The organism is Clostridium sp. D46t1_190503_E9 (assembly GCF_015555225.1).
Classification (GTDB): Bacteria; Bacillota; Clostridia; order Clostridiales; family Clostridiaceae; genus Clostridium.
This window is the reverse complement of record NZ_JADNKB010000012.1, coordinates 78055-104859: the sequence shown is the minus strand read 5'-3', so window position 1 is coordinate 104859 and position 26805 is coordinate 78055. Positions and strand designations below refer to the sequence as shown.

General features: G+C 26.2%; 26 protein-coding genes. 22 read left to right on the top strand and 4 right to left on the bottom strand.

Annotated features, from left to right (window positions below; all coding sequences use genetic code 11):
* The first annotated feature begins 285 nt into the window (after nucleotides 1–285).
* The 10 genes from I2E83_RS14140 (at nucleotide 286) to I2E83_RS14095 (ending at nucleotide 11384) form a co-directional block, all read left to right on the top strand.
* A complete protein-coding gene (locus I2E83_RS14140; protein WP_195430575.1) occupies nucleotides 286–3174 on the top strand; it encodes a DUF11 domain-containing protein in 2889 nt (962 codons plus the stop codon).
* Between the two features lie 267 nt (nucleotides 3175–3441).
* A complete protein-coding gene (locus I2E83_RS14135) occupies nucleotides 3442–4332 on the top strand; it encodes a hypothetical protein (protein WP_195430572.1) in 891 nt (296 codons plus the stop codon).
* Nucleotides 4333–4878 (top strand): hypothetical protein, encoded by a 546-nt coding sequence (locus I2E83_RS14130; RefSeq protein WP_195263457.1) that lies wholly within the window; start codon nucleotides 4333–4335, stop codon nucleotides 4876–4878.
* A gap of 64 nt (nucleotides 4879–4942) precedes the next feature.
* Nucleotides 4943–5227: a hypothetical protein gene (locus I2E83_RS14125; RefSeq protein ID WP_195263458.1), complete on the top strand. Its 285-nt coding sequence runs from the start codon at nucleotides 4943–4945 to the stop codon at nucleotides 5225–5227.
* A 264-nt stretch (nucleotides 5228–5491) separates the two neighbouring features.
* A complete protein-coding gene (locus I2E83_RS14120) occupies nucleotides 5492–7357 on the top strand; it encodes a carbohydrate-binding domain-containing protein (protein ID WP_195430570.1) in 1866 nt (621 codons plus the stop codon).
* Nucleotides 7358–7825: 468 nt separating this feature from the next.
* Nucleotides 7826–8251 (top strand): hypothetical protein, encoded by a 426-nt coding sequence (locus I2E83_RS14115; protein WP_195430568.1) that lies wholly within the window; start codon nucleotides 7826–7828, stop codon nucleotides 8249–8251.
* A gap of 14 nt (nucleotides 8252–8265) precedes the next feature.
* A complete protein-coding gene (locus I2E83_RS14110; protein ID WP_195430566.1) occupies nucleotides 8266–8928 on the top strand; it encodes a hypothetical protein in 663 nt (220 codons plus the stop codon).
* 6 nt (nucleotides 8929–8934) lie between these two features.
* Entirely contained in the window at nucleotides 8935–9357 is a 423-nt protein-coding gene (locus tag I2E83_RS14105) for a DUF2871 domain-containing protein (RefSeq protein WP_195263462.1), read from the top strand.
* Between the two features lie 409 nt (nucleotides 9358–9766).
* Nucleotides 9767–10099 (top strand): PadR family transcriptional regulator, encoded by a 333-nt coding sequence (locus I2E83_RS14100; RefSeq protein WP_195263467.1) that lies wholly within the window; start codon nucleotides 9767–9769, stop codon nucleotides 10097–10099.
* The gene (locus I2E83_RS14095; RefSeq protein ID WP_195430564.1) at nucleotides 10083–11384 is read left to right on the top strand and encodes a DUF2812 domain-containing protein; all 1302 of its coding nucleotides are present in this window, start codon (nucleotides 10083–10085) and stop codon (nucleotides 11382–11384) included. The genes I2E83_RS14100 and I2E83_RS14095 overlap by 17 nt, the downstream gene beginning before the upstream one ends.
* 135 nt (nucleotides 11385–11519) lie before the next feature.
* On the opposite strand, the gene I2E83_RS14090 is transcribed toward I2E83_RS14095, so the two are convergent.
* Nucleotides 11520–12209, bottom strand: coding sequence for a DUF4956 domain-containing protein (locus tag I2E83_RS14090; protein ID WP_195430563.1), 690 nt, complete (start codon nucleotides 12207–12209; stop codon nucleotides 11520–11522).
* Nucleotides 12203–12949, bottom strand: a complete 747-nt coding sequence (locus I2E83_RS14085; protein WP_195430562.1) for a polyphosphate polymerase domain-containing protein — start codon at nucleotides 12947–12949, stop codon at nucleotides 12203–12205. The genes I2E83_RS14090 and I2E83_RS14085 overlap by 7 nt, the downstream gene beginning before the upstream one ends.
* A gap of 150 nt (nucleotides 12950–13099) precedes the next feature.
* Here I2E83_RS14085 and I2E83_RS14080 point away from each other — a divergent pair, with 150 nt between their 5' ends.
* From I2E83_RS14080 to tyrS, 8 genes are all read left to right on the top strand, one after another.
* Nucleotides 13100–13972, top strand: coding sequence for a PhzF family phenazine biosynthesis protein (locus I2E83_RS14080; RefSeq protein ID WP_347708069.1), 873 nt, complete (start codon nucleotides 13100–13102; stop codon nucleotides 13970–13972).
* Nucleotides 13973–14117: 145 nt separating this feature from the next.
* Entirely contained in the window at nucleotides 14118–14741 is a 624-nt protein-coding gene (locus I2E83_RS14075) for a hypothetical protein (RefSeq protein WP_195430561.1), read from the top strand.
* Between the two features lie 282 nt (nucleotides 14742–15023).
* Nucleotides 15024–15539: a hypothetical protein gene (locus tag I2E83_RS14070; RefSeq protein WP_195430560.1), complete on the top strand. Its 516-nt coding sequence runs from the start codon at nucleotides 15024–15026 to the stop codon at nucleotides 15537–15539.
* A gap of 171 nt (nucleotides 15540–15710) precedes the next feature.
* Nucleotides 15711–16250, top strand: a complete 540-nt coding sequence (locus tag I2E83_RS14065) for a hypothetical protein (RefSeq protein ID WP_195430558.1) — start codon at nucleotides 15711–15713, stop codon at nucleotides 16248–16250.
* 159 nt (nucleotides 16251–16409) lie between these two features.
* Nucleotides 16410–17021 carry an NlpC/P60 family protein gene (locus tag I2E83_RS14060; RefSeq protein ID WP_195430556.1) on the top strand — a complete coding sequence of 204 codons (612 nt, stop codon included), beginning with the start codon at nucleotides 16410–16412 and terminating at the stop codon, nucleotides 17019–17021.
* 88 nt (nucleotides 17022–17109) lie between these two features.
* Complete coding sequence (locus I2E83_RS14055; RefSeq protein ID WP_195430553.1) at nucleotides 17110–17631, top strand: RNA polymerase sigma factor; 522 nt, start codon at nucleotides 17110–17112, stop codon at nucleotides 17629–17631.
* Nucleotides 17615–19000 carry a DUF4179 domain-containing protein gene (locus tag I2E83_RS14050; protein ID WP_195430551.1) on the top strand — a complete coding sequence of 462 codons (1386 nt, stop codon included), beginning with the start codon at nucleotides 17615–17617 and terminating at the stop codon, nucleotides 18998–19000. Before I2E83_RS14055 ends, I2E83_RS14050 begins: the two co-directional genes overlap by 17 nt.
* Before the next feature lie 681 nt (nucleotides 19001–19681).
* Nucleotides 19682–20890 carry a tyrosine--tRNA ligase gene (tyrS, locus tag I2E83_RS14045; RefSeq protein WP_195430548.1) on the top strand — a complete coding sequence of 403 codons (1209 nt, stop codon included), beginning with the start codon at nucleotides 19682–19684 and terminating at the stop codon, nucleotides 20888–20890.
* A gap of 203 nt (nucleotides 20891–21093) precedes the next feature.
* Here tyrS and I2E83_RS14040 read toward each other — a convergent pair whose 3' ends face one another.
* Nucleotides 21094–21264 carry a hypothetical protein gene (locus tag I2E83_RS14040; RefSeq protein WP_195430545.1) on the bottom strand — a complete coding sequence of 57 codons (171 nt, stop codon included), beginning with the start codon at nucleotides 21262–21264 and terminating at the stop codon, nucleotides 21094–21096.
* A gap of 276 nt (nucleotides 21265–21540) precedes the next feature.
* Nucleotides 21541–22743, bottom strand: a complete 1203-nt coding sequence (locus I2E83_RS14035) for a YibE/F family protein (protein WP_195430542.1) — start codon at nucleotides 22741–22743, stop codon at nucleotides 21541–21543.
* A gap of 279 nt (nucleotides 22744–23022) precedes the next feature.
* Between I2E83_RS14035 and I2E83_RS14030 the strand changes: the two genes are divergently transcribed.
* The 4 genes from I2E83_RS14030 to I2E83_RS14015 all read left to right on the top strand — a co-directional run bounded on the left by I2E83_RS14030 (nucleotide 23023) and on the right by I2E83_RS14015 (nucleotide 26804).
* Nucleotides 23023–23712, top strand: coding sequence for a response regulator transcription factor (locus I2E83_RS14030; protein WP_195263486.1), 690 nt, complete (start codon nucleotides 23023–23025; stop codon nucleotides 23710–23712).
* Nucleotides 23699–25111 carry a HAMP domain-containing sensor histidine kinase gene (locus I2E83_RS14025; protein WP_195430540.1) on the top strand — a complete coding sequence of 471 codons (1413 nt, stop codon included), beginning with the start codon at nucleotides 23699–23701 and terminating at the stop codon, nucleotides 25109–25111. The genes I2E83_RS14030 and I2E83_RS14025 overlap by 14 nt, the downstream gene beginning before the upstream one ends.
* 127 nt (nucleotides 25112–25238) lie before the next feature.
* Complete coding sequence (locus I2E83_RS14020; protein WP_195263488.1) at nucleotides 25239–25649, top strand: hypothetical protein; 411 nt, start codon at nucleotides 25239–25241, stop codon at nucleotides 25647–25649.
* A 75-nt stretch (nucleotides 25650–25724) separates the two neighbouring features.
* On the top strand, nucleotides 25725–26804 hold the full coding sequence (locus tag I2E83_RS14015; RefSeq protein WP_195430538.1) for an efflux RND transporter periplasmic adaptor subunit: 1080 nt from the start codon (nucleotides 25725–25727) through the stop codon (nucleotides 26802–26804).
* Nucleotide 26805: the final 1 nt, after the last annotated feature.

Sequence of the window (26805 nt, the reverse complement as noted above, 5' to 3'; positions counted from 1 at the left end):
ATGAAAATAGTTGTATAGAAGTTATAGAAAACTTTAATCCAGAAGATGCTGAGAATATCATTAACAAAGGAGGAGCTTCATTATAAAATAATATATTTGCTGATTAAAAAAATGATGAATTAACATTAGTAAAAAGAGTTATAGCTATTGAAGTTTATTTTGTTAATAATAAAATAACTGTTAATGGAAATGAAATAGAAATTTATAATGGAATATATCACTATTTGATAAAAGTATATTCCAATTAAAATTAGTATTTAGAATTAAGTTTTAAAAGGTGATTACATGAATAAAAAACTAAAAAAGCTGTTAGCTATTTTTTTGTTTACTACTTATATTTTTTCAATGAATGTGTTTGCAGAAAATAATAATATTTTAGCACTTACTTATAAAAATATTGATAATATTTTAGATGAAAATAAAACTTTAAATGATGAGATTACTAATAATCAAGTTACTGAGAATCAAGATTGTGAGAATCAAGTGGCTGAGGATCAAGCTACTAATGATCAAGACACTGAGGGTCAAGATACTAATGATCAAGACACTGAGGATCAAGATACTAATAATCAAGCTACTGAGGATCAAGATACTAATGATCAAGATGCTGAGGATCAAGATACTAATGAACAAGACACTGAGGGTCAAGATACTAATGATCAAGATGCTGAGGATCAAGATACTAATGATCAGGATGCTGAGAATCAAGCTACTAATGATCAAGATACTGAAAATCAAGTTACTAATGATGCAACCTTAATAGAAAATCTCCCTAATATAGAATCTACAGAGTCAAAAGCTGAAAGTAAAGCAACAATAATAACAATATCAACAGAAGATGAATTAAAAAACATGAAACCAACTAGTGATTATGAATTAGCAAATGATATAACATTAAGTTCGGATTGGATACCGATTAAGGAATTTTATGGAAGTCTTAATGGTAATGGTCATACTATTTCAAATGTTTCAATAAATATAAAGGGTTCTGATAACCTCGGGTTTATTAATAAGCTTATGGGAACCATAGAAAATATTATATTTCAAGATGTAAGTATAGATTCTTCTATAATAAATAGTAGTAATAAAATTACTTCTATTGGTAGTAATTTGGGAGCGGTTGCAGTATATAATTATGGAAATATAAATGAAGTATCAGTAATTGGTTTGCATATGGTTGGAGCGAGGTATATGGGAGGAATATCAGCATATAACTATGGTACCATATCTAATTCACTAGTATCTATGCAATCTTGTGGAAAAAATCGTGGAATTTATTCTTATAATATAGGTGATTCGATATTAGATGAAAGAGATTTGAATGGAACTAAAACTGCAAATTTTGGTGGACAATATATTGGAGGAATTGTTGGATTAAATATTAGTAAAATTATTGGGTGTATGGCTAATGTAAATATTTTATTTGGACAATATATTGGGGGAATTGTTGGAATGGCTGAGTCTGGTAAAGTTACAAGTAGTTATGCAACTGGATATTTATCTGGATGGCATGATGTAGGAGGAATTGCGGGTGTTGTGGGAGGTGATAGTAATTTCTATAATATTTATTCATCAGTTGAATTAGATGGTTATGGTGAATATAAGCATGTAGCTGCAATAGGACACTCTAATACTGGAGATATGGGAATACACATGAAAAAGTCATATCAAGACATCCAGATGGGAACAGGAGGATCTAACTATTTAAATGCGGTCGGTCAACCTGGACTTGAATTATTATTAGGATATCCAAATGTGTTTTTTGGAAAATTAGACATCTTAGAAGGTTTATTAACTAAAGATATGATCTATAATAATTGGAATCCAGGAGGAGATATACCTTGGACAACTATAGATGGATATTATCCTCAATTAGAGCATTTTGCATTAAATGAAAACCCTATAATTAGAAAAGCTTCTGCAAACAGCGTTCAAGCAGTAGTTCTATCTACTCCTGATGATTTTTCTTTAATTGGTAAAGCAGATGTATCATCTAAAACCTTAACAGATGAGTTATGGAATCAAATAGATACATGGAAATATGTAAGATATCCTTTTTATATGTCTCCTAATAATATAGGTGATTTTGTGAATGATTGGAAAGTCCTGGAACAAGGTAACTATATCGAAGAAGAAATAATTGATATAAATAAAACAAACAATAAACAATATTTAGGGGATTTTACATCTAATGAGATAACAAGAGAAGTAATAGGAGTATCAACCAATGATAATAGTAATAATATATGTAAAAAAATCATTTTATATGGAACAGGAAATGCTTTAAATATAAATAAAACCGTAAATGCTACTTCTGCTGAAAAAGGAAAAGAACTAGAATATACAATAACTGTAACAAACGAAGGGATTCTTCCTATAATTGATGTTGATGTAATAGATATTATGGCCATAGATTACAATATAGATAAGTTAAAAATTTTATTTGATTATTTAATCAATAGTAATATAAAGGATTTTAAAGATAAGTATTATGAAGTTTATTATAATATGGCAATAACAAATGCTCAAGATGTTCTAAATTTAAATTCACCTAGTGACCAAGATATTAAAAATGCATATTCAACTTTATTAAATGCTATTAAGTACTTGAATATAAACATTAATAATACATTAGAAGGTTTATCCTATCAGCACTTAGAAAATATAGCTGAACTAAATGTTAATGAATCTAAAACATATATATATAAAGTTTTAGTTCCAGAAAATCAAAATGGTGGCATAGAATATTATAATGTTGCTATAGCTAATAGTGGTAAATTAATTGATAATGATGATAAAAGCTTATTTGTTCCTCAAAATCAATTAGGATTAATCTCAATTACTAAGGAAGTAGCTAATAATGTAAATAATGATAAATTTACAATTTACGTAAAGGGTGATAAATTTGAAACTTATATTCAACTTGCTGATGGAGAAACTATTCAATTAGAAGTACCATATGGCACATACATGATAACGGAAATCCTTTCTAAAGATTATAAGTTTTTAAATGCAACATATTTCTATGAGGATAATATTAGCCATAATATGTATAATGGAGATAAAGTATCTATTAGTGAAAATAATAATTTAATAAATGTAAAATTTATTAATGAGTTTAATAAAAAGAAATATTTTCATGGTTCATCTAGTAAAACAAATATATTTTCATAAAAATTTGATAAAATCATAATAAAAAAGTGATTTAAATAAAAAAGAACCTATAAGGTAGACACTTGTAAAAGAGATCCTATCTATATAGGTTCTTTTTATACATTTAGTTGCAGAATACAATAAAAATATCTTAGCATTAGGAGTACCATTGTTAATAAATATATCATGATTACTTATATAAAGAATAATTAGTTATTATAATGAAATTTAATTATATATTTTATATAATTAAATTGTGTTAAATTTGGGAATTTAGGGGGAGATAAGATGAAGAGTATTAGCAAAACTTTAAAAATTTCTATTACATTAATAGTTATATCTTTAGTATTAACAATTTTAATATCAGAGAAATTAAAAGTAGATAAACCTGTGTTTATAAAAAATTATAAAGAAGTTGAAATTATAGAAAGTGAGGGAAGACTTTCAATTTCAGGTTTTGATATAGAATTAAAATACATATCAAATATAGAGGATAAAAGAAAGGTAGTATATATAACTTTTAAAGAAGCACCAGAATTGAATTTTTATGCAAGTGAAACTAATTCCATGGGATTAATGAGTTTTTACGATTATAGCAATGATAATGTTGAAAGACATGGTAGATATGGAGTTCATACAGTTTTCTTAAGTTTAAACCATGAAAATTTTGAGTATGATTTAAATAAGGAGCTTGAGTTAGGTGAAGCAACTATAACTTTTAATGATGGACTTATTATGGATGTGGATTTAGGAAAAATACTGTTGCATAAATATAGTGATGAGAAAACTCCACTACAAGATTCAGGGGTAGAGGGATCAAGTGATGGAAATAGTAGGAGTATATTTTGGGCCACTGATTATATAATGATATCAAATGTTTATTCACCATTGTTTGAGGAAGCTAAGGATTTATTTGATTTCAATATAAACAAATTAGGAAGTATGAATAAAAAAGATTTAATTTATAACAAAAATGAAAATCTATTTTTTAGTTTTCAATTTTATAATATAGATGACATAGAGAAAAAGCTCTGTAGTTATGAAATAAAACCAGTTATTTATTTTGTTGATAGAAGTGGAAAAGAATACGAAAAAAGAGTATACAACACCTTCGATTATAAACCGTACTTTAGCTTTAGTGATATTTATAAATATCTAAAAGTAAAGGAGGAAATATAAATGCTTAATGGTTATAAAAAGATCTTTTGGGGAATGTTTTTTACAGCTTTTCACATTAATTTAGGGTCAATTCAGTTTTTACCAAACTTTATAGCAATATTGATTGTATCTTCAGGAATAAGAGAAATATTAATTGATAATGAAAATGCTTCACTTAATCTATCATTAAAATTAAATAATATAAGTGCCTTTGTTTCTTTTATTATTTTTATATTGCCATTTCTGGGAATTGATACTTCATCTAATAATATAGTTTTAACTGAAATATGCTTTAATGTAGTAAGTATATTGGAAATTATAGTTATAGTAAAGCTTTTAGAAGGAACATCACAAATCTTATCTGAAAAATATAGCGATAGCTTAGGAAAAGAATATAGAAATAAAGCAATAAAGTATCTTTGGTTATATCCAGTAGTAATAATTGTAATTAATTTTAATTTTATATTTATGTCAGAAATGATAGAACTAGTATTAGGAATATATGCATTAATAATAAAATTGTGGATAATGCTATCATTTAGAAGATTATATAAAAGGGAGTTATAAATATCTAAATAAATTTATAAAAATTAACTAATAATACTTTTATAGAAATATGGAGGTGTTATTAATGATTAAAGATATATTAGATGAATTACAACTTAAAAATTCTGAAAATCTATCTCAACATAATTTTGAAAGAAATACAGCATTAGGAATGAATAGGGATTTGGATAAATTAAAAATAAATGATGATATTTCTAATGAAGATATAATAATTGATGAGTATTCATCAAAAATAACAAATGCCTATGTAGAGCTTAAAGATGTTGTAGAAAATAAGGACAAATATGAAATTTCGGAAGATGATAAAAATAAGGTTGATTTAAATTCATTAATATTAAATAAAAAATAAATATATAGGTTAAAAAAAGATAGTTCTTCATTTTGTAATGAGGAACTTTTTTTATTATAAATTAAATTTTAAAAATTTGTTATTATAGATTTTTTTGATTTTTTATTGTGTATATATAAGTTTACTTTGAATAGAAATAAAGTGATGGAATAAGAAAAGAAATATATGACTACTTTTCTTATAATGGACATTTAAAAATCTTTTAAGATTAATTTAAGGTAATAATGATATTATTTACTCAATGAAATTGTAGGAGGAAAATTTATGAGTAAAAAACTTATTGCTATATTATCAGTAATTTCCTTATGCATAGGAGTTACTGGTTGTACAAGTAAAAAAGCTAATAATAACGAAACTTCCATAAGTAGTGAAAGTATAGAAAATATTAATGCTAATATAACCTTAGGAGAGAATATATCTGTAGAAGGAAATGGAGTAGTTGTAGAAGAAAATAAAGTTATAATAAATTCAGCAGGAACATATAGTATTTCAGGAACTTTAAGTGATGGAGAAATAATAGTAAATGCTGGAGATGAAGATAATGTAGAACTTATTTTAAATGGTGTTAATATAAGTTGTTCTAATAGTTCAGCAATATATGTTAAAAATTCTAAAAATACATATATAATTTTAGCTGATGGAACAGAGAATCAAATGACAGATGGAGAAAATTACGTGTTTGATGATGAATCCACTGATGAACCCAATGCTACAATTTTTAGTAAATCTGATTTGTTTATTAATGGTGCAGGATCTCTTATAGTAAATGCTAATTATAATAATGGAATAACAAGTAAGGATGATTTAGAGATAGGAGATGCAAATATATCAGTAACTTCTGTACATGATGGTATTAGAGGAAAAGATTCTATTACAATAACAAGTGGAAATATAACTATAAATTCACAAGGAGATGGAATGAAATCTAATAACGCAGAAGATGCAGAAAGAGGATATGTATTAATTCAAGGTGGAACTATTAATATAACATCAGGTGAAGATGGAATACAAGCAGAAACAAATGCTACAATCACTGGAGGAGACATAACTATTAAATCAGGTGGAGGAAGCGAAAACAGCAGTAAAACTAGCAGCTCATGGGGAGCATGGGGAAGTCCTAAGGGCTTTGGAGCTCAAGAAACAACAGTAGAAGAAACTGAAACAGCAAGTGCTAAGGGAATAAAAGCTGTAGTAGGAATAAAAATTGATTCTGGAAATATAAAAATTGATTCATCTGATGACTCAATACATTCTAATGGTAGAGTAGAAATTAATGGAGGTAGCATTAATGCTTCATCAGGTGATGATGGTATCCATGCAGATTCTGTAATAGATATAAATAATGGAGATATTAATATAGCTAAATCTTATGAAGGTATAGAAGCTGAAACTATAAATATAAATGATGGAAACATAAAAGTAGTTGCAAGTGATGATGGTATTAATGCAGCAGGTGGAAATGACGGATCTTCAATGAATGGAAGACCAGGACAAAATAATTTTGCTTCATCAGGAAATGGAATAATCAATCTTAATGGTGGAAAAGTTATTGTAGATGCAAGCGGAGATGGTATTGATGCCAATGGGTCAATATATATGAAAGATGGAGCTGTTATAGTTAATGGACCTGAAGATAATGGAAATGGAGCTTTAGATTATGATGGAAAGTTCGAAATTTCAGGTGGACTTTTAATAGCAGCAGGTGGAGCAGGTATGGCTCAATCACCAAGCACAACATCAACACAAAATTCAGTTAATATATTTACAAGCTTATCAGCAAATACATTATTACGTGTTGAAGATGAAGGTGGAAATGAATTAATAACATTTGCACCGAGCAAAAATGTACAATCAATAGTTATATCATCACCCAATATCAAGACAAATGGAAATTATAAAGTTTATACAGGAGGAGAATCAACTGGAACATCAAGTGATGGATTGTATTCAGAAGGAGCTTACTCAGGAGGAACTGAATTAGAAAGTTTCACAGCTTCAAGTGTAGTAACAACTGTAGGTCAATCAACTGGAGGCTTTGGAGGTCCTGGTGGAGGAAGAATGCCAGGTCAAGGCGGTGGTATGAGAGGGCAAGAAGGAATACCACAAGGAGAAATGCCAGAAAGACCTTAATATAAAGTTTATTAAAGGATGTTATCTATAAATAAGTTAATTGTTTATAGGTAATATCCTTCTTATTTATGTTAATAAATGAAAAGGATAGAGTAAGTAGTTACTTAATTAAAAAATATAGTAACTACATAGTGCAAATAATTATGAATTTTATTTTATAAAGAATACTATTGACAAACTAAATGATAGAGTATAATATTCTTTATATGAACAATGTTCAATTTGAATTTCAATATATAAAATATAGTCGAAATTAAAAAATAGAAGTTTTAAAAATAAGCTCATAGCTTATTTTAGATAGATGTTTTTCATAAAAAATATAAATATATATTTTTTTATTATATATAAGATTTTAATACAAATGGCTTCTATAAAAATGTAAATATATATTAATATTCCCACTTAAATAAAGTGGGAAAAAATATAATTCAATATGAACAAAGTTCATATTATAAAGGAGGAATTTTTATGAAAATAAGAAAGGAAAAGCTATTAATTTTAGCAAGTGCAGTATGGCTTATTGCAGGTTTTAATATATTGCGAATAGGATTTATAAGTTATGTAAGATATATCACTTTCTTGAACTTAATTCTTTCAATATTAGTGTTCGTGTTTTTTTGGTTCATAGTTTTTAATAAACTTGTTACAAAACATACAAATAGAATTCAAAACTATAAAGAAGAGATGCAGTTTGTTTTGAAATTTTTTGATATAAAATCATTTTGTATAATGGCTTTCATGATGACATTTGGTATTGGGATAAGAGCTTTTAGCCTTGTTCCAGAAGTGTTTATTGCTGTTTTCTATTCTGGTTTAGGTTGTGCATTATTTGGTGCTGGAATTCTATTTGGTTATAACTATTTTAAGCTTGAAAGAAAAATACATAAAGAATAAGGAGGAAAATTAAAATGCAAGCAATTATGGAAACAACATTTGATGTTGTATATCTAATTACAGTAGTTACTTTAGGAATCATAATGATTATGAAAAACAATGGAAAAAAACAATATCTTTTATTTGGGGTTATGGCAGTAACATTAGGGGTAGGAGACTCATTTCACTTAGTTCCAAGAGCAATTGCACTATGTACTACGGGACTTGAAAATTATACATTTGCATTAGGAATTGGTAAGTTTATAACTTCAATAACAATGACTATATTTTATATACTACTTTATTATGTATGGCGTTTACGTTACAAAATTGAAGGGAAAAATGGAATGACATTAGCTATATACTTATTATCAATTACACGTATTATCTTATGTTTATTTCCGCAAAATGGTTGGACAAGCATAAATGCACCTTTAAGCTGGGGAATTTATCGAAATATACCTTTTGCTTTATTAGGAATATTGATAATTATTCTATTTTATAAAAGTGCAAAAGAAAATAATGATAGAAGTTTTCGTTTTATGTGGTTAACTATTGTATTGAGTTTTGCATTTTATATACCTGTAGTATTATTTGCAGATACTATTCCATTAGTAGGAATGTTGATGATTCCAAAAACTTGTGCATATGTTTGGACTGTATTAATAGGATTTAATAGTATGATTTCAAGGAGGTAGTTTTGTATGAAAAAGATATTAAATATTTCATTTATCTATTTTTTACTAGCAATGATAGGTGGAGTTTTTTACAGAGAATTTACGAAAATTATAGGATTCACAGGGCAAACAACATTGGGATATATACACGTACATTTAATAGTATTAGGTTCAATACTATTTCTAATTATAGCTCTATTTTGTAGAGATACAGAATTATTATATAACAAAACTTTTAAAAAATTCATGGTTATATATAATATTGGACTTCCACTTATGGTATGTATGATGCTAATTAGAGGAATTATTCAAGCATTAGAGCTGCAATTAACGAGTTCAATCAATGGAATGATTTCAGGAATTGCAGGAGTATCTCACATACTTGTAATGATAGCTTTATGGATGCTATTTACATCATTGAAGAAAGTATTAGTTAATGAGGAAAAGTAGAGATTATAAATTATAATTAAAATGTACAGTTAAAAGCAAATTATAAAATGGTTAAGTTAAGATATTTGAGCAGTGAGGGGAAGCAACTCACTGCTTTTATGTATAGTTCTAAAATAGAGGATTAAAATAATTATAATATGGAGAAGACTTATTGAAATTAGTAATTCCTAAAGGGGCTAACGAAACGCGAGCCTCTTTAAGCAATATTAAAACAAGGCATATTTTTAAAATTACATACAAACAGAGCCTTATAAAGCAGTCAATATATAAATATTATATATTATGGGATTAAAAGTAAAAATTCTGTTTACAATATTGATGCTCGATATTATAATTGTATTACAAAAATAAAGTTTATTTCATATGCGTGTTTAGAATATCGAATATCGATGTTTGGAGGTGACCAAAGATGCCAAGAGAACAATTTCAAAATTTAACTGAACCAATGTACTATATATTAGTATCTTTAATAGAAGAAAGATGTGGCGTAGATATAATGGCATCAGTTGAAGAAATATCAAGGGGAAGGGTTAATGTTGGACCAGGAACATTATATGCGTTACTTGGTAGATTTGAGAAAGAAGGAATGATTAGAGAAACTGAAGTGGTAGGGAGGAAAAGAAGCTACATAATAACAGATAAAGGATTAGAAGTATTAAAAGATGAGTATAATCGTTTAATTCTGTTAGTTGAAGATGGAAAATCTTTTTTAGGAGGATATAATAATGGTATTGGGAAATAAGAAGTGGGTTATATTTAATTTTTTACCGTATGAGTATAAAAGTTTAGAAGAATATCTAGAAAAAATGGCATTAAAGGGATGGATATTAGAGAATATGATGGGCGTATTCTTAAAGTTTAAAAGAAGTGAGCCTAAAAATTTGAAATATTCAGTTGATATAATGGATAGTGTATCTTTTTTTGATGGTAAAGATAGTGAAAGTTTATTAGAGTACAGAGAGTATTGTAAAGAAGCTGGATGGAAATTTATTTGTGGAAGAGAAAAAATACAAGTATATTGTAGTGAAATAGATCAAGAGAGAATAGATATTCATACAGATGAAGTTGAAAAGTTTAATACTATTCGTAAAGCATCATTAAAATATTTTTGTTTAAATTTTATAACTTTAGTATTTCTTTTATACTCACAATATATTATAACAATAGGAAGCTTAGATGGGCATTTTTTAGCAAGTCCATTAAGTTTAGGAAGTCTTTTAGTTGTTAGTACTTTCTCAATACATGAGATTATAGGATTAATAACATTTTTAATATTCAATATTAGAAGCAAATTATTAATAAGTAAAGGGAAAAAAGTATCTTATAATTTTAAAGTTATTGCCTTAATTAAGAGAACTATTTATAAAGTTTCATTTATTGCAACTTTTACAGCCTTTATGGTTTATGGTGTAAAATCTGATTTGAATGTTATTAAGATATGTATTGCTTTTATCGTTTTAATAACTTTATTAAATTATATAATTAAATTTGTTAAAAATAAGAATTATAAAAATAAAAAGACTATAATTTCAAGTGTATATTTATTATTAACATTAGTAATATTTTTTATTATGACAAATATAATTTTTAGAAACATAGATACAAGAGATTATAAACTTGATGATGAAATACTAGAAAAAGTAGCTACTTTAAGACTAGAGGATTTTAATGATATTAGTAAAGATGATTCACTGTACTATAGATTAGAAAAGTCTCCAATAGCATCATATTTATTTTATAGTTGTGCAGGTGAAAATGATTATTTAAGTTATGATATTTTTGAAAGTAAATATAAATGGGCAGTAAAATATAACTTTGATAAGACAATACGATTTGCAAATAAGATAGATATAGAATATATAGAAAAAGAAACAAGTTTACCAAATGACATAAAGGTTTATATGAATGAACGTGGACATCAATATATAATTTTTTCACCTAATAAGATGGTAGAGATATCAACAATTGAAGGAATAAGTGAAGATGAAGTAATTAATAGGGCTTATGAAAAATTATTTAGTAGTTAGTAACATAAGTAATAAAATATAGAGAAAGGAAGATAAATAAAATGTGTGAAATAAGTATATATCAATCCTAGTACTTTATTGTACAGTTATTTAACTTATGAAACATACTTTATTTATCTTTGCTTTTATAGTAATTTAATTATAAACTTTTTCTTCAAAACCAGCAAAGTTCAATGAAATGTTTAAATTACCGTTTTTGCATCTTAATTCATCTATAAATTTCTTTTGATTAGCGTCAAGTTTCATATGGATTATATAATGAATTTCAAATAATGAGCCGAAATCTCTAGTTTTAATAGTTTCAACATGCCATGAATTTGTATATTTATTAAGGATATCATCAAAAATACCATCGTAATTTAAATCTTCAGGAATTGTGATTTTAAGCTTAGATGTTTTTGTTTTTGGCATAGCAAACTTTGTTGAATCTAATATTAAGGTTAAAGCACATAGTATTAATGTAAATATAAATGCATAGCCTATATAGCCCATACCACAAGTTAAACCAACAGCTAAAGTAAAGAATACATAAGTTATATCCTTTGGATCTCCAGGTGCACTTCTAAAACGAATAATTGAAAAAGCTCCAGCTAAGCTAAATGCTCTAGCAACGTTATTTCCAACTAGAAGTATGATAATTGCAATTATAACAGGTAACATTATAAGAGTTATTGTAAATCCTGTTGAATATCCTTCTTTTTTATGTGTCTTCATATATGCAAGGCTTATAATTAGGCCAAGAACAATTGAAGATATTATAATAAATAGTGCGTTAAATAGTGTGAATGATTCTCCATTCGTTGATGTAATTATAGTTTCTAACATACATCTTTCCTCCCTGTATCATAGTTTTTATTTAAACAATATCTCATATATTCATTTCCATATTTAGAAAAGTGAGTATTGTATATCTCTAAATCTGAAAGGATTTTAGTAAACCAAACTGGAATAGCACCTAATATTTTTACTTCCATAAGGTAGTGTTTTTTATCTAATAGTCTATCACCAAAGCTACCAGCTTCAAGGAAGAGGCTATCACGTCTAGTTATTATATTAGAATCAAAAGTTATTCTAAAATCTTTATCATTCTTTGCAAAAAAAGCTTTTCTACTATAGCTTATATATACAGTTGGATGAATATCATGATTACTTATGTGATATTCTATTTCATTGAGAACTTGATTATTTAAATAATCAGAAGTCGCAGGTCTTTCCCCTAATTCTAAAAATTTATAAGCTTCATTTAGAGTTAAAGTAGCTCTACGTTTATTTACAATTCCATTAATTTTTTTCTTTAATTCAAGAAAAACTTTATCATCTTTACTAGTAGGTATACTGTAACTTCTTAATCTAAGTTTTTCTTTATAGTAAGGTTTATTAATAGAATGTCTAATTATTTGATTATCATCAGTATCATAATATATATTGTAAATACTGTAGTTCTGTCCAAACTTACAGAATTTATCTGGATTCATGTATTTTGATAAAATTGGAATAAGTGCGTTATATTGATTTTCATTTAATATAAATTTCTTTTCATATCTTTGAAATGATTTTATTGCCATATAAATGCCTCCCATAGAATTGATATCTTATGAGGTAATTATATAAAGCTAACCTTAAAGAAATCTTAAATTAAAAATTACTTTTAGAAGATTAATATATAAATTAATATGTAAAAATAGTAAAATGATATTAATTATAAAATTTGAAAAATAAATGGATATTTAAAGGAGCTGATTATTATAAAGGAAGAAAATAAAATTAAAATATATCAAGTAGATGCATTTACCAACAAGTCATTCAAAGGAAATCCAGCAGCAGTTTGTGTTTTGCAAGATGATATAAGTGATGAAGTGATGAAAAATATTGCCCAGGAAATGAATTTATCAGAAACAGCATTTGTTAAGCCTTTAGAAAACTCTAGGATAAGTGACTGCAAGATGTTTTCTTTAAGATGGTTTACTCCAGAGGTTGAAGTTGATTTATGTGGACATGCAACTATAGCAACATCTAAGGTTTTATTTGATGAGTTTAATATAAAAGAGCAATATATTAAATATGAAACTAAAAGTGGAGTACTTACAGCTAAAAAGGAAGATGAAAAGATAAGTTTAGATTTTCCAATAGATAAGGCTTTAGATTTTAATTTAACGCAAGATATATTAGATGCTATGGGAATAAGAAGTTACTCAAAAGCTATAATAGGTGAAAAAACAAGAAAACTTGTCATAGAAGTAAAAGATAAAGAAGATGTAATAAATTTAAAACCAAATTTTGAAATGTTAAAATTATTAAAGTTTAAAAGTAATGTAAAAGGAATAGGTGTTACTTGTAGAGGAAACGAAAAATATGATTTTATTTCAAGATATTTTAATCCATGGGCAGGTATAAATGAAGATCCAGTTACAGGCTCAGTTCATACTTTACTGGCAAATTATTGGAGTAATAAATTGAATAAAATACAATTAAATGCTTATCAAGCTTCGCATAGAGGTGGAGAAATTTCATTAAAGGTATTAGAAAATGATAGGGTAAAATTAAGTGGTGAAGCTGTTATAGTACTAAGCGGAGAGTTATATTTATAGACCTATGATATCTAAAAAGAGGCTATTTTTTTATAGAGTATTTCGCTTGGTTAAATACAAAAATTTACTTATATAAGGATTATTGTAAATATATATATAAAGTTGTAAAATATTTATATTGAATTAAGAAAGGAGTCCATTAACTATGAAAAAAATAATAATTTGTTTATTGTTTTCTGCAATTTTTATGATATCATGTTCTGCCAATAATTCTGAAAGTACAAATAAAACAGTAGATAATAAATCAAGTGAAGTATCAGAGAAGAATTTAAATAATGATTTAAAAGATGATAATACTGATAAAAATTCATCTGATATTTCTGAAGAAAAAGATTCTGAAAAAATTTCAGATAATACTTCTGAGGTAGAAAATTCAACTTCAGATGAGAAAATAGTCAATAATGATATTAGCGAAAAAGTTAAAAATTACATTATTAATGGTCAATCAAATAAATCAGAAGCAGAAAAAATAAAATGGAGTAAAACATTTTTAAATGAAGTTAATATTGAAAGTTTATATGACCAATATATATCTACTGGAGGTAATGCCGATGATTTAGAAAAGTTCGCTAGTTATATAACTTTAAATGCTCCGATTATTAATAATTGGGAAGAGCTATTTAAACAAGATTTATTTGATATATATGGAGAAAAAGTAGTAAAATTAGAGCATTTAGAAAATGATTTATACCAAGCATATATAAATAAAGATGGAGAAGAGGTACCCTATGTTGTAGTGTCAGCAAGAACGGGGTATTTTCATGGTTAACGATAGAAGTTATTTATTATAAATAAAGTATTTAATTTGTATTAGATAACCTTTATTTATAAGCATTTAGGTGAGGTATTGTATTTTAAATTAAAGAAGGTTGTATTAAATTGAAGTTACAAACTAAATTTAATACAGCCTTTTATTTCTTTATAATTAATATTTTAAATGCGTTTTTTGTCATGTCAATTCACATATATGTGAATATACTATTGTATCGAATAGAATATTGGCGATATATGCAAAAAAAATAATTCTTTAATTAGTAGGAGGATATAATTAATGAGAACTTTTTATGATGAATCTGAATTAGATACAGTTGGTGACGGAGAATTTGTAAAAATGCATTTAGAGTTGGAAGAGGATCTAAAGAAAGAAATGGGAATATTTAAAGAAGACCATAAAGTGGAAGCGGAAGAAGAGTGTTTTGAAGAATTCTCAAATCAAACCTACACACCACTTGAGGCAAATTGCAAATCTGAAATTCATATTAATCCCAAAAATAAAATAATATATGTATGTCCCAAAACAGCTCAATATTTTTTAGCATCTTCATCAAAATGTTGTGGTCCAATTAATGTTAAATATATTGGTCATGGATTTAATCAAAAGTTTAAAAAGGTTAATGGAGACCTAGGAACTTATTTTATCTTAAATTCAGGAATTTTATTTATTCCGAATGAACGCTTAAGGCCAGGGGAAATAGATGTATTACCTTTTGAAGCATTTGATGGATGTAATAAATTTAAATTTGATGTAGTGTTTACATTTGATCCATGTAAGTGCTGCAAAAAATAAATTGTAGCTATAAAAGATAGTGGCTAAACAGACATCTTAATGGGCATTTAAGATGTCTGTTTTGTATAGAAATTATCTTTAAATTGATAAATAAAACATTCTTAATAGATTATTATATGTATGGTTTAAATATATAGTATTAAATTAACTCTATATTAGGAGGATATGATAGTGGAAAGATTAGATTGTAATGATCTTAATAAAGATAGTGACAAAATAAATGGAGATTTATTTGAAAATATAAATAAAGAAGCACGAGAAATAAGAGAAAAATATGAAAATGATTTTTGGAGTATTCTTGAAGAGGTAAATAAAGAAACATATGAGATTAAAGAGAAAAATGAAGAAATAATACGAGATATAAAACAAACTTCACTGCAAGCAAATTGTAGATTAGAAATGCATATTGAATCTGAAAACAAAGTAATATATGTACGTCCATGTAGAGCTCAATATTTTTTGCTATCATCAAAGTGTTATGAGAATGTTAATGTAAAATACATGGGAGCTAATTATAATGAAAAGCTTAGTGAAATACATGGAGCTATCGGAAATTACTATATATTAAATGCAGGAATACTATTAGTTCCAAAAAGAAGAATTAGGCCAGGTGCAATTGATATATTACCTCTAGTTGCGTATTATGGAGATGATTATTATAGATTTGAAGCTATATTTAATTATGCACCATATCAATGTTGGAATAGATGAAAATATGATAGATTTAGAAGTGAAATGAGCTGTTCTTAATTTAACAGCTCATTTTAATTTATAATTAATTATTTCTTAATCAAAAAGTAATTAGGAAAAGTGAGGGGGCTAATGTAAAATTAACTATATAAAGGAAATTAATTGAAAGGGATTTTGAGGATGAAAAAGATGAGAGTAAATAGAAATATAGTTTTTATATTAGGGTTAATATTTTTATTAGTTGTTGGAATTATCGCATTTAATAATTTATATAAAAAAGAAAATTATGAAAATGAAGGGATAAATATGACAAAAGAAGAAAAGGAAATTGTAAATAAAGTTATAGAATTAGCTGAAGAAAAAATAGGACTAGAATATGTATGGGGTGGAAAAGGTGAGATTATGACTGAAGAAAGGTTAGATGAACTTATAGGTTATTATGGAGAAGAATATTATCCATTAAAGAGAGAAACATACATAGGAAATCAGGCTTTTGACTGTTCAGGATTAACTTACTTTGCATATAAAGAAGTTACAGGTGTTGAAATTGGTTATTCAACTTTTGATCAAGAAGATATATTGCAAGGGTATGAAGTTGATAAAAAAGATATACAGCCAGGAGATTTAATCTTTACACCAGGGCATGTAGTTTTATATAAGGGAAAAGGTGAAATGATAAATGCATATAATAAGTTACAATATCCAATTGGAGGAGTAAAAAAAGGTAAACTTTATTTAAATGATGAAAGTATAATATATAGACCAATTGATTATATTAATTCTTTAAAATAATAAGATTTTAGGGAACTTTTTAGTGGCTATAAGACTCTTAGGTATATAGTTAATATTTAAGGACAAAAGGTTAGGGGGGGGAAGAAGCTTGGATCTACAGGTCAAGAAGGCTATAAATGGTGATAAAGAAGCTCTTTTAAAACTAATTATGAATGAAAAAGATAATTACTATAAGTTAGCTTATGTATATATGAAAAATGAACATGATGCCTTAGATATATTACAAGAAATGATAATAGTTTTATATAAAGAGATTCCAAAGCTTAAAAAACTTGATTCGTTTTACAGTTGGAGCAAGACAATACTTGTTAATCTATGTAAAAGGGAACTGTCTAAGAGAAAGAAATATGAAGAAGTTAATTTAGAAAATATGATAGATGAAAATGCTTTTAATGAATCAGAAAATAAAATTTATTTAAAATCTCTTATAGAAAATTTAAATGATAATCAAAAAGAAGTTATTAGACTTAGATATTATTTAGATTATACTTATGAAGAAATTTCTGAAATCATGGAAATACCATTAGGAACTGTAAAATCTAGAATAAATAAAGGTATTAACAAAATAAGAAAAATTATAGGTGGTGATATAAATGATGGATTTAGATAAAGAGTTAGATAACTTAAAAGAAAAGGATTTAAAAGCTCCACCACAATTTGAAAATTTAATGAAAGAAGCATTAAATAATGCAAAAAGAGAAAATAAGAAGAGATTAAATTTAAATAGTAAATATATAAAAATAGCTTTAATATTTATAGCATTTATGTTTATTTTTAATTTAAGTACAGTGTCTGCAATGATAAAAAAGTTAATGGGATATGATGATTATTTTTCTTATAATAGCTATGTGAAAAAGCTTAATAATAAGGGAGAACTTCAAGAGGTTAATGAATCAGTAGAATTTAGTAATGGTAAAAAAGTAACAATAGAAGCAATTGTTTATGATAATAAGTATCTTTCTGTTTTTATGAGAGGAAGTATTGCTTATGCAGATAGATTTTTACCAACAGATGAGCCACCTGAAGAATATGATTCTACTAAACCTAAATCTGGTATAAGAATTTTAGATGGTGATTTTGCATCAGGCTCAAGTGCATTTAGTGAAAAAGATAAAAATGGAGATACATTAAGTGTATGGACATTTAAAATAGGAGAAAATAAAAATGAGTTTACTTTGGAAATTACAGAAGAAGGAGAAGCTAAGGAGATAACTATAGATATAGACTCATCTAAGATAGTTGATATTAAAAATATAAAACCAGATAATAATGAAATTGAAATAGATGGAGTAAGGTTTGTAGTAAATAATTTGAGGGTTAGCCCTTTAGCTATAAATTTAGATTATTCAGTAGTCTCAGATGATGAAGAAAAAATTAAGGCCATTCAAAAAAATGATGGAAATTTCTTTAATGAAGGTATATATTTTAGACCTAATATAGAAGGAAGAAATATTGAAAGAATGGGGGTAGTTGTATATGACGAAAAGGAAATTGTTAATAATGGTATTAGAATAGTTGAAAACTTTGTTTTAAAGGATTTAGCTATAGATAAATTTAATAAGGCTAAGATAGTTGTTGAAAGAGCTAATTTTAGTGAAGATTTAAATATTGATGTTAAGAGTAATATTAAAGATACTTGGATAAATGATAATTTATTTATAGAAGAGTTAAAATATGATGAAAGTAAGGAAGTAGTAGATATAGCTTATTGGAGTAAGTATAAAAAAATATGGTTTGAAGAATATTTACCTTATGAAATACTTCCTTATAATGGTGTTATTTCTGAACCATCTTCTAATAAAAGTAATATAAAAGATTATTTAGGTGAAGATTATAGAAAATTTATATTTATGAGAAGACAGTTATATATTGGGGATGGTGAAAAACTGTTTAGTAATAATAGATTCTTCGTTGCTAATAATAAAGCATTAGATATAAAGAAAAAAGATAGAAGCATAAAAGTTAAAATTAATTATTGATTAATTAAAAATTATAAGAATATTGACAATATTAAAAATAAGATTTATAATCCATATTAATAATAAGCATAACGAAGATTTATAAGTGATTATATTTCGGAGTATAAGATTATGAAAAGCTGTGATAAGAACAAGTAGTAGTTAGTAAGGCTTACAGAAAGTAACCGGTTGATGAGAGGTGCAAGATAAGCTAATTATGAATACATCTTTGAGCTTCACACTAAATGGAGTTGGTTTAAATACAATGATGTTAAAAATGAGATTTGTCTTAAATTACCCAAATTTAATTTCGAAAATTCTATTAGAGATTTTTAAGTAATTTTTCATTTTACATTCTTTATTGTTAGGCAACACCTAGTAGGCTGTGACGTATTCCTTGCACACGTTATAGTGCTAGAGTATTACCTAGATATTTTCTGGAGTACTTGAAAAGGTAGGCAATGTGAGTTGTCTATGAACCTAAGGTGGTAACACGAAGATTTATCTCTCGTCCTTTTGATATAAAGGGCGGGAGTTTTTTGTTTTTATATAAAGTTTGCGTTGACTTGGAGCGAAGCGACGGAATAAGTAAACTTATATATGTCCACTAGTAGTTCAAATAGTTTTATCAAATAGCCTTTCGTAAAGTTATTCTTATAGAACTTGCTTATATTTTAAATAATATAAGAGGAGTGTTTAAAGATGAAACAAACAATTAATGAGCAAATGAAAATTATAAAAAAAGGAGTAGCTACAATAGTTAATGAAGAAGAGTTTAGAAAAAAATTAGAAAAAGCTGAAAAAAATAATAAACCATTAATTATTAAACTTGGTCTTGATCCAAGTGCACCAGATATACATCTTGGGCATGCTGTAGTTTTACGTAAAATCAAGCAAATGCAAGATCTAGGTCATAATGCAGTAATTGTTATTGGAGACTTTACAGGGAAAATTGGAGATCCAACAGGAAAGGCAAAAGGCAGAAAGGCATTAACAGACGAAGAAGTATTAAAAAATGCAGAAACTTATAAAACTCAAATTTTTAAAGTTTTAGATGAAAGTAAGACTGAAGTGCGTTTTAATAGTGAGTGGCTTTCAAAATTGAATTTTAATGATGTTTTGAAATTAGCAGCAACTACTACTGTAGCGCGTATGTTAGAAAGAGATGATTTCCAAAATAGATACAAAAATAATGTTCCAATAGGAGTTCACGAATTTTTCTACCCTTTAATGCAAGCTTATGATTCAATTGCTCTAAAAGCAGATATTGAGCTTGGTGGTACAGACCAAACATTTAATATTTTAATGGGAAGAACACTTCAAAAAACAATGGGAGAAGAAGAGCAAGTTGCAATGTTTATGCCTATTTTAGAAGGCTTAGATGGAATTGAGAAAATGAGTAAAAGTTTAGGAAATTACATTGGGGTAAATGAACCTGCAAATGTAATGTTTAAAAAAGTGATGGAAGTTCCAGATAGTTTAATTATAAAATACTTTGAATTAGCTACAGATGAACACCCAGATACAATAGATGAAATAAAAGATAGATTAGATAGTGGTGAAAATCCTAGAGATATTAAATTAGAACTTGCACAGATAATAACAAGATTATACCATTGTGAAGATGAAGTGAAATCAGCAATGGAGTTTTATACTACAGCTTTTACTAAAAAAGAAATCCCAGATGATATACCTAATTTAACCGTGGAAAGTAATAAGCTTAGGAATATTGTTTCAAATTTAGTAAGTGAGAAATATGTATCAAGTAAAAAAGAATTTACTAGGCTTGTTGAACAAGGTGGAGTTCAAATTAATGGAGAAAAAATAGATAGTTTAGATATAAATTTATTAACGCAAGATGTAATAAAAATAGGGAAAAAGAAGTTTGTAAAACTTAAAATAAATTCTTAAAGCTAATAAAAATAACCCTGTAATATAAAGCAGGGCTATTTTGAAAAAGAAAGATAATATTTAAAGATTTGTGTAAAAAATCTTTAAATATTATCAAAAGGAACTTTTAACTACAGCTTTCAATTTAGCAATTACATATCTACTATCATAACTATAATAAAGATTATAATTATGTAATTTTAATATTAAAATGAAAGTATAGATTATTTATTATGAGATAACTTTGATCTTTTAGTGAATTTTTTGCCATTAGCATGGGCACCTTTCTTTTTACCATTTTCAATTCCAATTTCTGCACCAGATTCTGAATACATTTTTCTAAGTTCAGCATTTGATTTAGGACGATCTTTTCTTCTATTTTTGTTATTATCCATTTAAATTACCTCCTAAAGTTAAGTTGTCTATATTAGTGTCCCACAAGATAATTAAAAAATATTATTAAAATATAACTTGATATAGTATTTATTATTTCTATAGGGAGAAGTTGTAAATTTAAAAATTTAATTTTAAATTTAAATATATATAGTTGTGTGATTATATATATAAATGACAATAGGTGGTAAAATAAAGTTGAAATTAGATAATTTGCTAGGGGTGCCTATATGGCTAAGAGGTAAATTTGTAAAGGGAGTCGCGTTCCGCGACATCCTTTACTTTTTAAATTTAAGTTCATTTTTACATAAATAACATCCTATAAAAGCAGTAATTGGAACTGCTAGTACTATTCCTATACTTCCAGATAAGCCTTGAATTATTTCAATGCCTAAAAGGTCTAAATTTATCAATTTATTAAAAGGCATATTTGCTGAAAAGACTAATATTAAAATACTTAATGAGCCACCAGCAAATGCTAAAATTAATGTATTAGTCATTGTCCCTATAGTATCTTTACCTATGTTCATAGCACTTTTAAATAATTCATTAAAACTTATTTTATCGTTGACTTTATGAATTTCAAATATTGATGAAGCAATTGACATTGCAATATCCATTACAGCTCCGAGTGTTGCAACTAATATTCCAGTAAACATTATTCCTTTAAGTTTTAATCCTGTGTCTTCAGCAATATATGCTAAACTTTCTGCTTCACTCATATTTAATCCTGAAAGCTTTGTTAATGATCCAAAGATATAAGCTATTAATCCTGCAATAATAACACCTGAAACTGTGCCTAAAATAGCTGTTAAAGTCTTTTTATTAAATCCAGATACTAGTATAAGTGTTACAGTTATACTTAATATGCTCATTAGAATTCCTGAGAGTATTGGATTAATACCTCCAAGCATTAAAGGAACCATTAAATAAATACAACATATCAAGGTAAAGATTAAAGCCACTAGAGATTTTAAGCCCTTAAATCCACCTATTATAACAACTGATAATATAAATACTGATATTAATAAATAAATCATATTACTTCGATCATAACTATATAAATTCATTTGAGTAGAACCATCTTTTTCAATAACGCCTACTATTACTTTAGTACCTTCTTTAACTTTTAAATTATATAATCTGCTTATTGGATTTTCTATTTCAAATGTATTACCAGAATAAGGCTTTGATGAAATTTTAACTACTATCTTTTGAAATCCTACTTCAACATCTTCTATATAAGGATCTTTTGTCAAATCTTCACTTAAAATTTCTGTAACAACAGCATTATAGTATTTCATTTGACCATTATATTTATCAGGTAAAAACCCACTTCTAAATATAGATTTTGAAACAATAATTAAGATGACACTAAAAAATATAACTCCTAATAATAAAGTAAGATTTTCATTAAACTTAGCTTTTACAAAATTTTGTCTTTTGTTATTTTTTTTGTTTTTCCCACCCTTTTTACCCATATTATCCTCCATAGTAATATATTTACTATAATAATTATATTATAGTAAAATTAAAAGGTAAATTAGAGTAACAAATAATATTTGTAGCAAATTGAGAAGATAGGTATAAATACTCATATATGATATTAAAAGATGAAGTTTATCAATATTTATATATCTACTTATATATGAATATAAGAGTAAATTTACAAGCAAATTTTGCAAGATAATACTTTTGTTTGGATAATTTTGTATTATAATGTAATAAGATTGAAATTTATAAGCTATAGGGAGATTGGAATGATAAATATATTAATAGTAGATGATGAAAAAGAAATTGTAGATTTAATTGAACTTTACTTAAGAAATAAAGGGTATTGTATTTTTAAAGCTTATGATTCAAATGAAGCATTAAAGATTTTAAATTCAAAAAAAATTAATTTGATAATTATGGATTTAATGATGCCTGATACAGATGGGTATGATTTAATAAGAAAAATTAGAAGTAATAGTAATTTACCAATAATAATTATTTCAGCAAAATGTGAAAATCATGATAAAGTTATAGGGCTAGATATAGGAGCAGATGACTATATAACGAAACCTTTTGATCCATTGGAATTAATAGCTCGGGTTAATGCTCAATTAAGAAGATGCTATTTATTGAATTTAGATGAAAATAAGGACAACATTATAAAGAGTAGAGATTTAATATTAGATAAAGATAAAGTTAATGTAACTAAGGGTGAAAAAGAAATATCCTTAACTTTAAAAGAGTTTAAATTACTAGAATTATTTATGGAAAATAAAAATAAAGTGTTAACTAAGCAAAGGATATTTGAAAATGTTTGGAATGAGGAATATTTATATGATGATAATGTAATAATGGTACATATAAGTAATTTGAGAGATAAAATTGAGGATGATAATAAAGAAAATAAATATATAAAAACAATAAGGGGAATAGGTTATAGGTTTGAAGATAAGTAATTTTCTTAGAAGTAGAAGTTTAAGTAGGATTTTTGTTATTAATTATATATATACCATAATAATTTTTATAATAGCTTTAATCTTATTTATTGTTATTTCAATTTTGGGAATTGCTTCTAATATGCAATTAACCAAAGAGGAACAAAGACTAATGGAAGAAGAGTTTTTCGTTCAAAGTTATGAAGATATTAATATTAATGGAGTATTAGAAGTTGGCGGATGGATAGAAACTATAGAAAATAACAAGGTTGTTAGTGTAATTGGTGAAAAGAAAGATAATATTAATGATTACAATTTATTAAATGTTATAAATTCCTATGAAGATCAATTTAAAAAGGAAGAAAAATTTTTCGATTCAAAAGTATATAATCAAGGAGATAAAATCTACATAGTAAAAGTTCCTAATAGTGAATTCTTTTTAAAGAAACAATTAAGAGAGAAAAGTTTAGGAAGAAGAGTTCTTGAAACTATAAGATACTCATTAGTTATAGCAGTTATATTTATGGTACTAGCTTTATGGGGTGTTTATTATAAATATATAAAGAAGATTAGAGAACCTTTAAATCAAATAAATTTAGGAATAGAAAAGATGAGTAAGGGTAATTTATCAGTGAGATTAGACTTTGAAGGATATAAAGAAATTGATAGTATAAGAGATAGCTTTAATTATATGGTAAAAGAAATAAAATTAGCTAATGAAAATAAGAATGAGCTTGAAAAAAGTAAAAGGGATATGATAAGAGATATAGCACATGATATAAAAACTCCAATAACTTCTATTATGGGGTATTCAAAGGCTTTAAATGATGGAACTGTACAAGATTCAAAGGAGAAAAGAATTTATTTAGATTATATTTATAACAAAACATGTAGATTAAATTATTTAGTTAATGAACTTTTTATATTTACTAAACTAGATAGTGTAGATTATAAATTAAATATGGAACAAAAAGATATTTGTGAATTTTTAAGAGAAGTAGTAGCTTTTTATTATGGAGAAATTGAGGAAGCTGAATTTAACTTAGAAATAGATATTCCAGAAGAGCCGATTTATTATAATTTTGATGCTGAACAATTAGAAAGAGCTATATGTAATTTGATAATTAACTCTTTAAAATATAATATAAAACATACAACATTATTTGTTGGACTAAATAGTAATGAAGAAGATATAGAAATAATAATTAGAGATAATGGAATAGGAATTAAAAAAGAAATAAGAGATAGGGTTTTTGAAGAATTTGTAAGGGGAGATATGTCTAGAGATTCTAGTGGAGGAAGCGGACTTGGACTAGCTATTACTAAAAAGATTATAGAATTACATAAAGGAAAAATTATTTTGAATACTGAGGACGGACTTGGAAGTGAATTTAAGATAATTTTAAAAAAATGGGGGTAGCTTATTATAGTTATCTCTATTTTATTATGCTTAAATCAAAATTAAGATAAACTTAAGGTAAGTAATATTGTATTTATTTAATGGAAATAGCATTATAAAAATGAATATTTCTGGAAGGAGGTGGGCGATGATGGAAGAAAATGTAGAAAAGAAAAGTGTGGGTGCTGGAATTATTACAATGTCTGTACTCGATTTATTTGGACAATTTTTTATAACAATAGGTTGTTTAGTTAATATTTTTGCAAAAGATCTTGTAAGTAATATGATAGCAGAAGCAGGGGTAAGTGCTGGAGAACAAGCAACTACAACAGATTTTGTAATAACATTAGCTATATCATTAATAATAACTATAGCTGTAATATTAATTTTATGTAAAAAGCCTATTGGAGCATTTATATTTATAGGTATAGAGGTATTATCATTTATTTATTCAGCAATAACTTCTGGAGTAAGTTTATTAACACTATTAAATTTAGTTTTCCCAGCATTAATGATTTTCTTTCTTTATAAGAAGAAAGACATTTATTTTGTTAAATAATAATGTGCAAATAGAGTAAATCTAATAAATAGATTTACTCTATTTATTTAAGAGAATTATATAAGAGGTGATAATATGAAGAAAAAACAAATTATAATAGGAATTAGTATATTTACATTAGCTTTAATTGCTACAGTAAGTGGAGCATTATATGTTAAAAATAAATCAACAGTAGATAGTAATAAAGAAAATAAAGTTGATTATTTTGAAATAGAAGAAGCTGGGGGATTGAAGTTTAAGGGTAGTAGTATTATAAGTAATGAGCAAAAGATAATTTTAGATAAGTCTAATGGAGAAATAAATGAAGTATTTGTAGAAGATGGACAAATTGTAGAAAAGGATACAGTGCTTTTTAATTATTATAACGAATCTATTCAAGAGCAAGTCGATGAGTTAAATAGACAAATTAGTTCATTGAGTTCAAAGATTGATAGAGAAAAAGAAAGAATAAGTAAGTTAGAAGCACTTAAAAAAGAAGTACAAGCATCTGCACAAATAACAAATCAAGCAGAACAAAACTTAAATCAAGGTGTAAATATACAAGGAGAACAAGTTGAAAATGCTAGTGTGTTAGAAGAGTTAAATGCAAATTTAAATGACGTTATTTCAAAAAGGGATGCTCTTAAAGAAAAAGTAGTAAAAAGTGTAAAGTCAGAAATAACTGGAAAAGTTTATATAAATAATGAAGATCCTACAAAAGAGTATATGAGAGTGATTTCTGAGGATTCTTTAATTGCATCAGAATCATCAGAATTTGATATAGAGGAACTTAAGATAGATGATAAAGTAGAAATGAAGATTATAAGTAATAATAAAAAAGTTACAGGTAAGATAACAAAGATTGAAGAAATTCCATCAATGTCAACAGATCAAAAGTCTATGGTGTATAAGTTTTATGTTAAACCTGATGAAAGTATAAAAATAGGGTTTAGCGTAGAGTTAACAGTAAATCCAGGAGAAATAGTAATCCCTAAAAGTTGTGTTATAGAAGAAGAAGGAAAACTATATGTTAAATTAGTTGAAGGTGAAAATAATAAAAAAGTAGAAATATCAGCAACTTTAAAGGATGATAACTACATAATTCAAAATGACACTTTAAAAGTAGGAGATAAGATATTATTAAATACTTCCGAAGATAGTAAGGAGGAAGTATAAT

Excerpts from the sequence above, each read along its gene's own strand:
- I2E83_RS14125 (WP_195263458.1), top strand. The coding sequence starts at position 4,943 with ATGATTAAAGATATATTAGATGAATTACAACTTAAAAATTCTGAAAAT.
- I2E83_RS14110 (WP_195430566.1), top strand. The coding sequence starts at position 8,266 with ATGCAAGCAATTATGGAAACAACATTTGATGTTGTATATCTAATTACA.
- I2E83_RS14020 (WP_195263488.1), top strand. The coding sequence starts at position 25,239 with ATGATGGAAGAAAATGTAGAAAAGAAAAGTGTGGGTGCTGGAATTATT.
- I2E83_RS14015 (WP_195430538.1), top strand. The coding sequence starts at position 25,725 with ATGAAGAAAAAACAAATTATAATAGGAATTAGTATATTTACATTAGCT.
- I2E83_RS14120 (WP_195430570.1), top strand. The coding sequence starts at position 5,492 with ATGAGTAAAAAACTTATTGCTATATTATCAGTAATTTCCTTATGCATA.
- I2E83_RS14060 (WP_195430556.1), top strand. The coding sequence starts at position 16,410 with ATGAAAAAGATGAGAGTAAATAGAAATATAGTTTTTATATTAGGGTTA.
- I2E83_RS14030 (WP_195263486.1), top strand. The coding sequence starts at position 23,023 with ATGATAAATATATTAATAGTAGATGATGAAAAAGAAATTGTAGATTTA.
- I2E83_RS14140 (WP_195430575.1), top strand. The coding sequence starts at position 286 with ATGAATAAAAAACTAAAAAAGCTGTTAGCTATTTTTTTGTTTACTACT.
- I2E83_RS14135 (WP_195430572.1), top strand. The coding sequence starts at position 3,442 with ATGAAGAGTATTAGCAAAACTTTAAAAATTTCTATTACATTAATAGTT.
- I2E83_RS14130 (WP_195263457.1), top strand. The coding sequence starts at position 4,333 with ATGCTTAATGGTTATAAAAAGATCTTTTGGGGAATGTTTTTTACAGCT.
- I2E83_RS14100 (WP_195263467.1), top strand. The coding sequence starts at position 9,767 with ATGCCAAGAGAACAATTTCAAAATTTAACTGAACCAATGTACTATATA.
- I2E83_RS14090 (WP_195430563.1), bottom strand. The coding sequence starts at position 12,209 with ATGTTAGAAACTATAATTACATCAACGAATGGAGAATCATTCACACTA.
- I2E83_RS14075 (WP_195430561.1), top strand. The coding sequence starts at position 14,118 with ATGAAAAAAATAATAATTTGTTTATTGTTTTCTGCAATTTTTATGATA.
- I2E83_RS14050 (WP_195430551.1), top strand. The coding sequence starts at position 17,615 with ATGATGGATTTAGATAAAGAGTTAGATAACTTAAAAGAAAAGGATTTA.
- I2E83_RS14035 (WP_195430542.1), bottom strand. The coding sequence starts at position 22,743 with ATGGGTAAAAAGGGTGGGAAAAACAAAAAAAATAACAAAAGACAAAAT.
- I2E83_RS14095 (WP_195430564.1), top strand. The coding sequence starts at position 10,083 with ATGGTATTGGGAAATAAGAAGTGGGTTATATTTAATTTTTTACCGTAT.
- I2E83_RS14040 (WP_195430545.1), bottom strand. The coding sequence starts at position 21,264 with ATGGATAATAACAAAAATAGAAGAAAAGATCGTCCTAAATCAAATGCT.
- I2E83_RS14105 (WP_195263462.1), top strand. The coding sequence starts at position 8,935 with ATGAAAAAGATATTAAATATTTCATTTATCTATTTTTTACTAGCAATG.
- I2E83_RS14085 (WP_195430562.1), bottom strand. The coding sequence starts at position 12,949 with ATGGCAATAAAATCATTTCAAAGATATGAAAAGAAATTTATATTAAAT.
- tyrS (WP_195430548.1), top strand. The coding sequence starts at position 19,682 with ATGAAACAAACAATTAATGAGCAAATGAAAATTATAAAAAAAGGAGTA.
- I2E83_RS14070 (WP_195430560.1), top strand. The coding sequence starts at position 15,024 with ATGAGAACTTTTTATGATGAATCTGAATTAGATACAGTTGGTGACGGA.
- I2E83_RS14115 (WP_195430568.1), top strand. The coding sequence starts at position 7,826 with ATGAAAATAAGAAAGGAAAAGCTATTAATTTTAGCAAGTGCAGTATGG.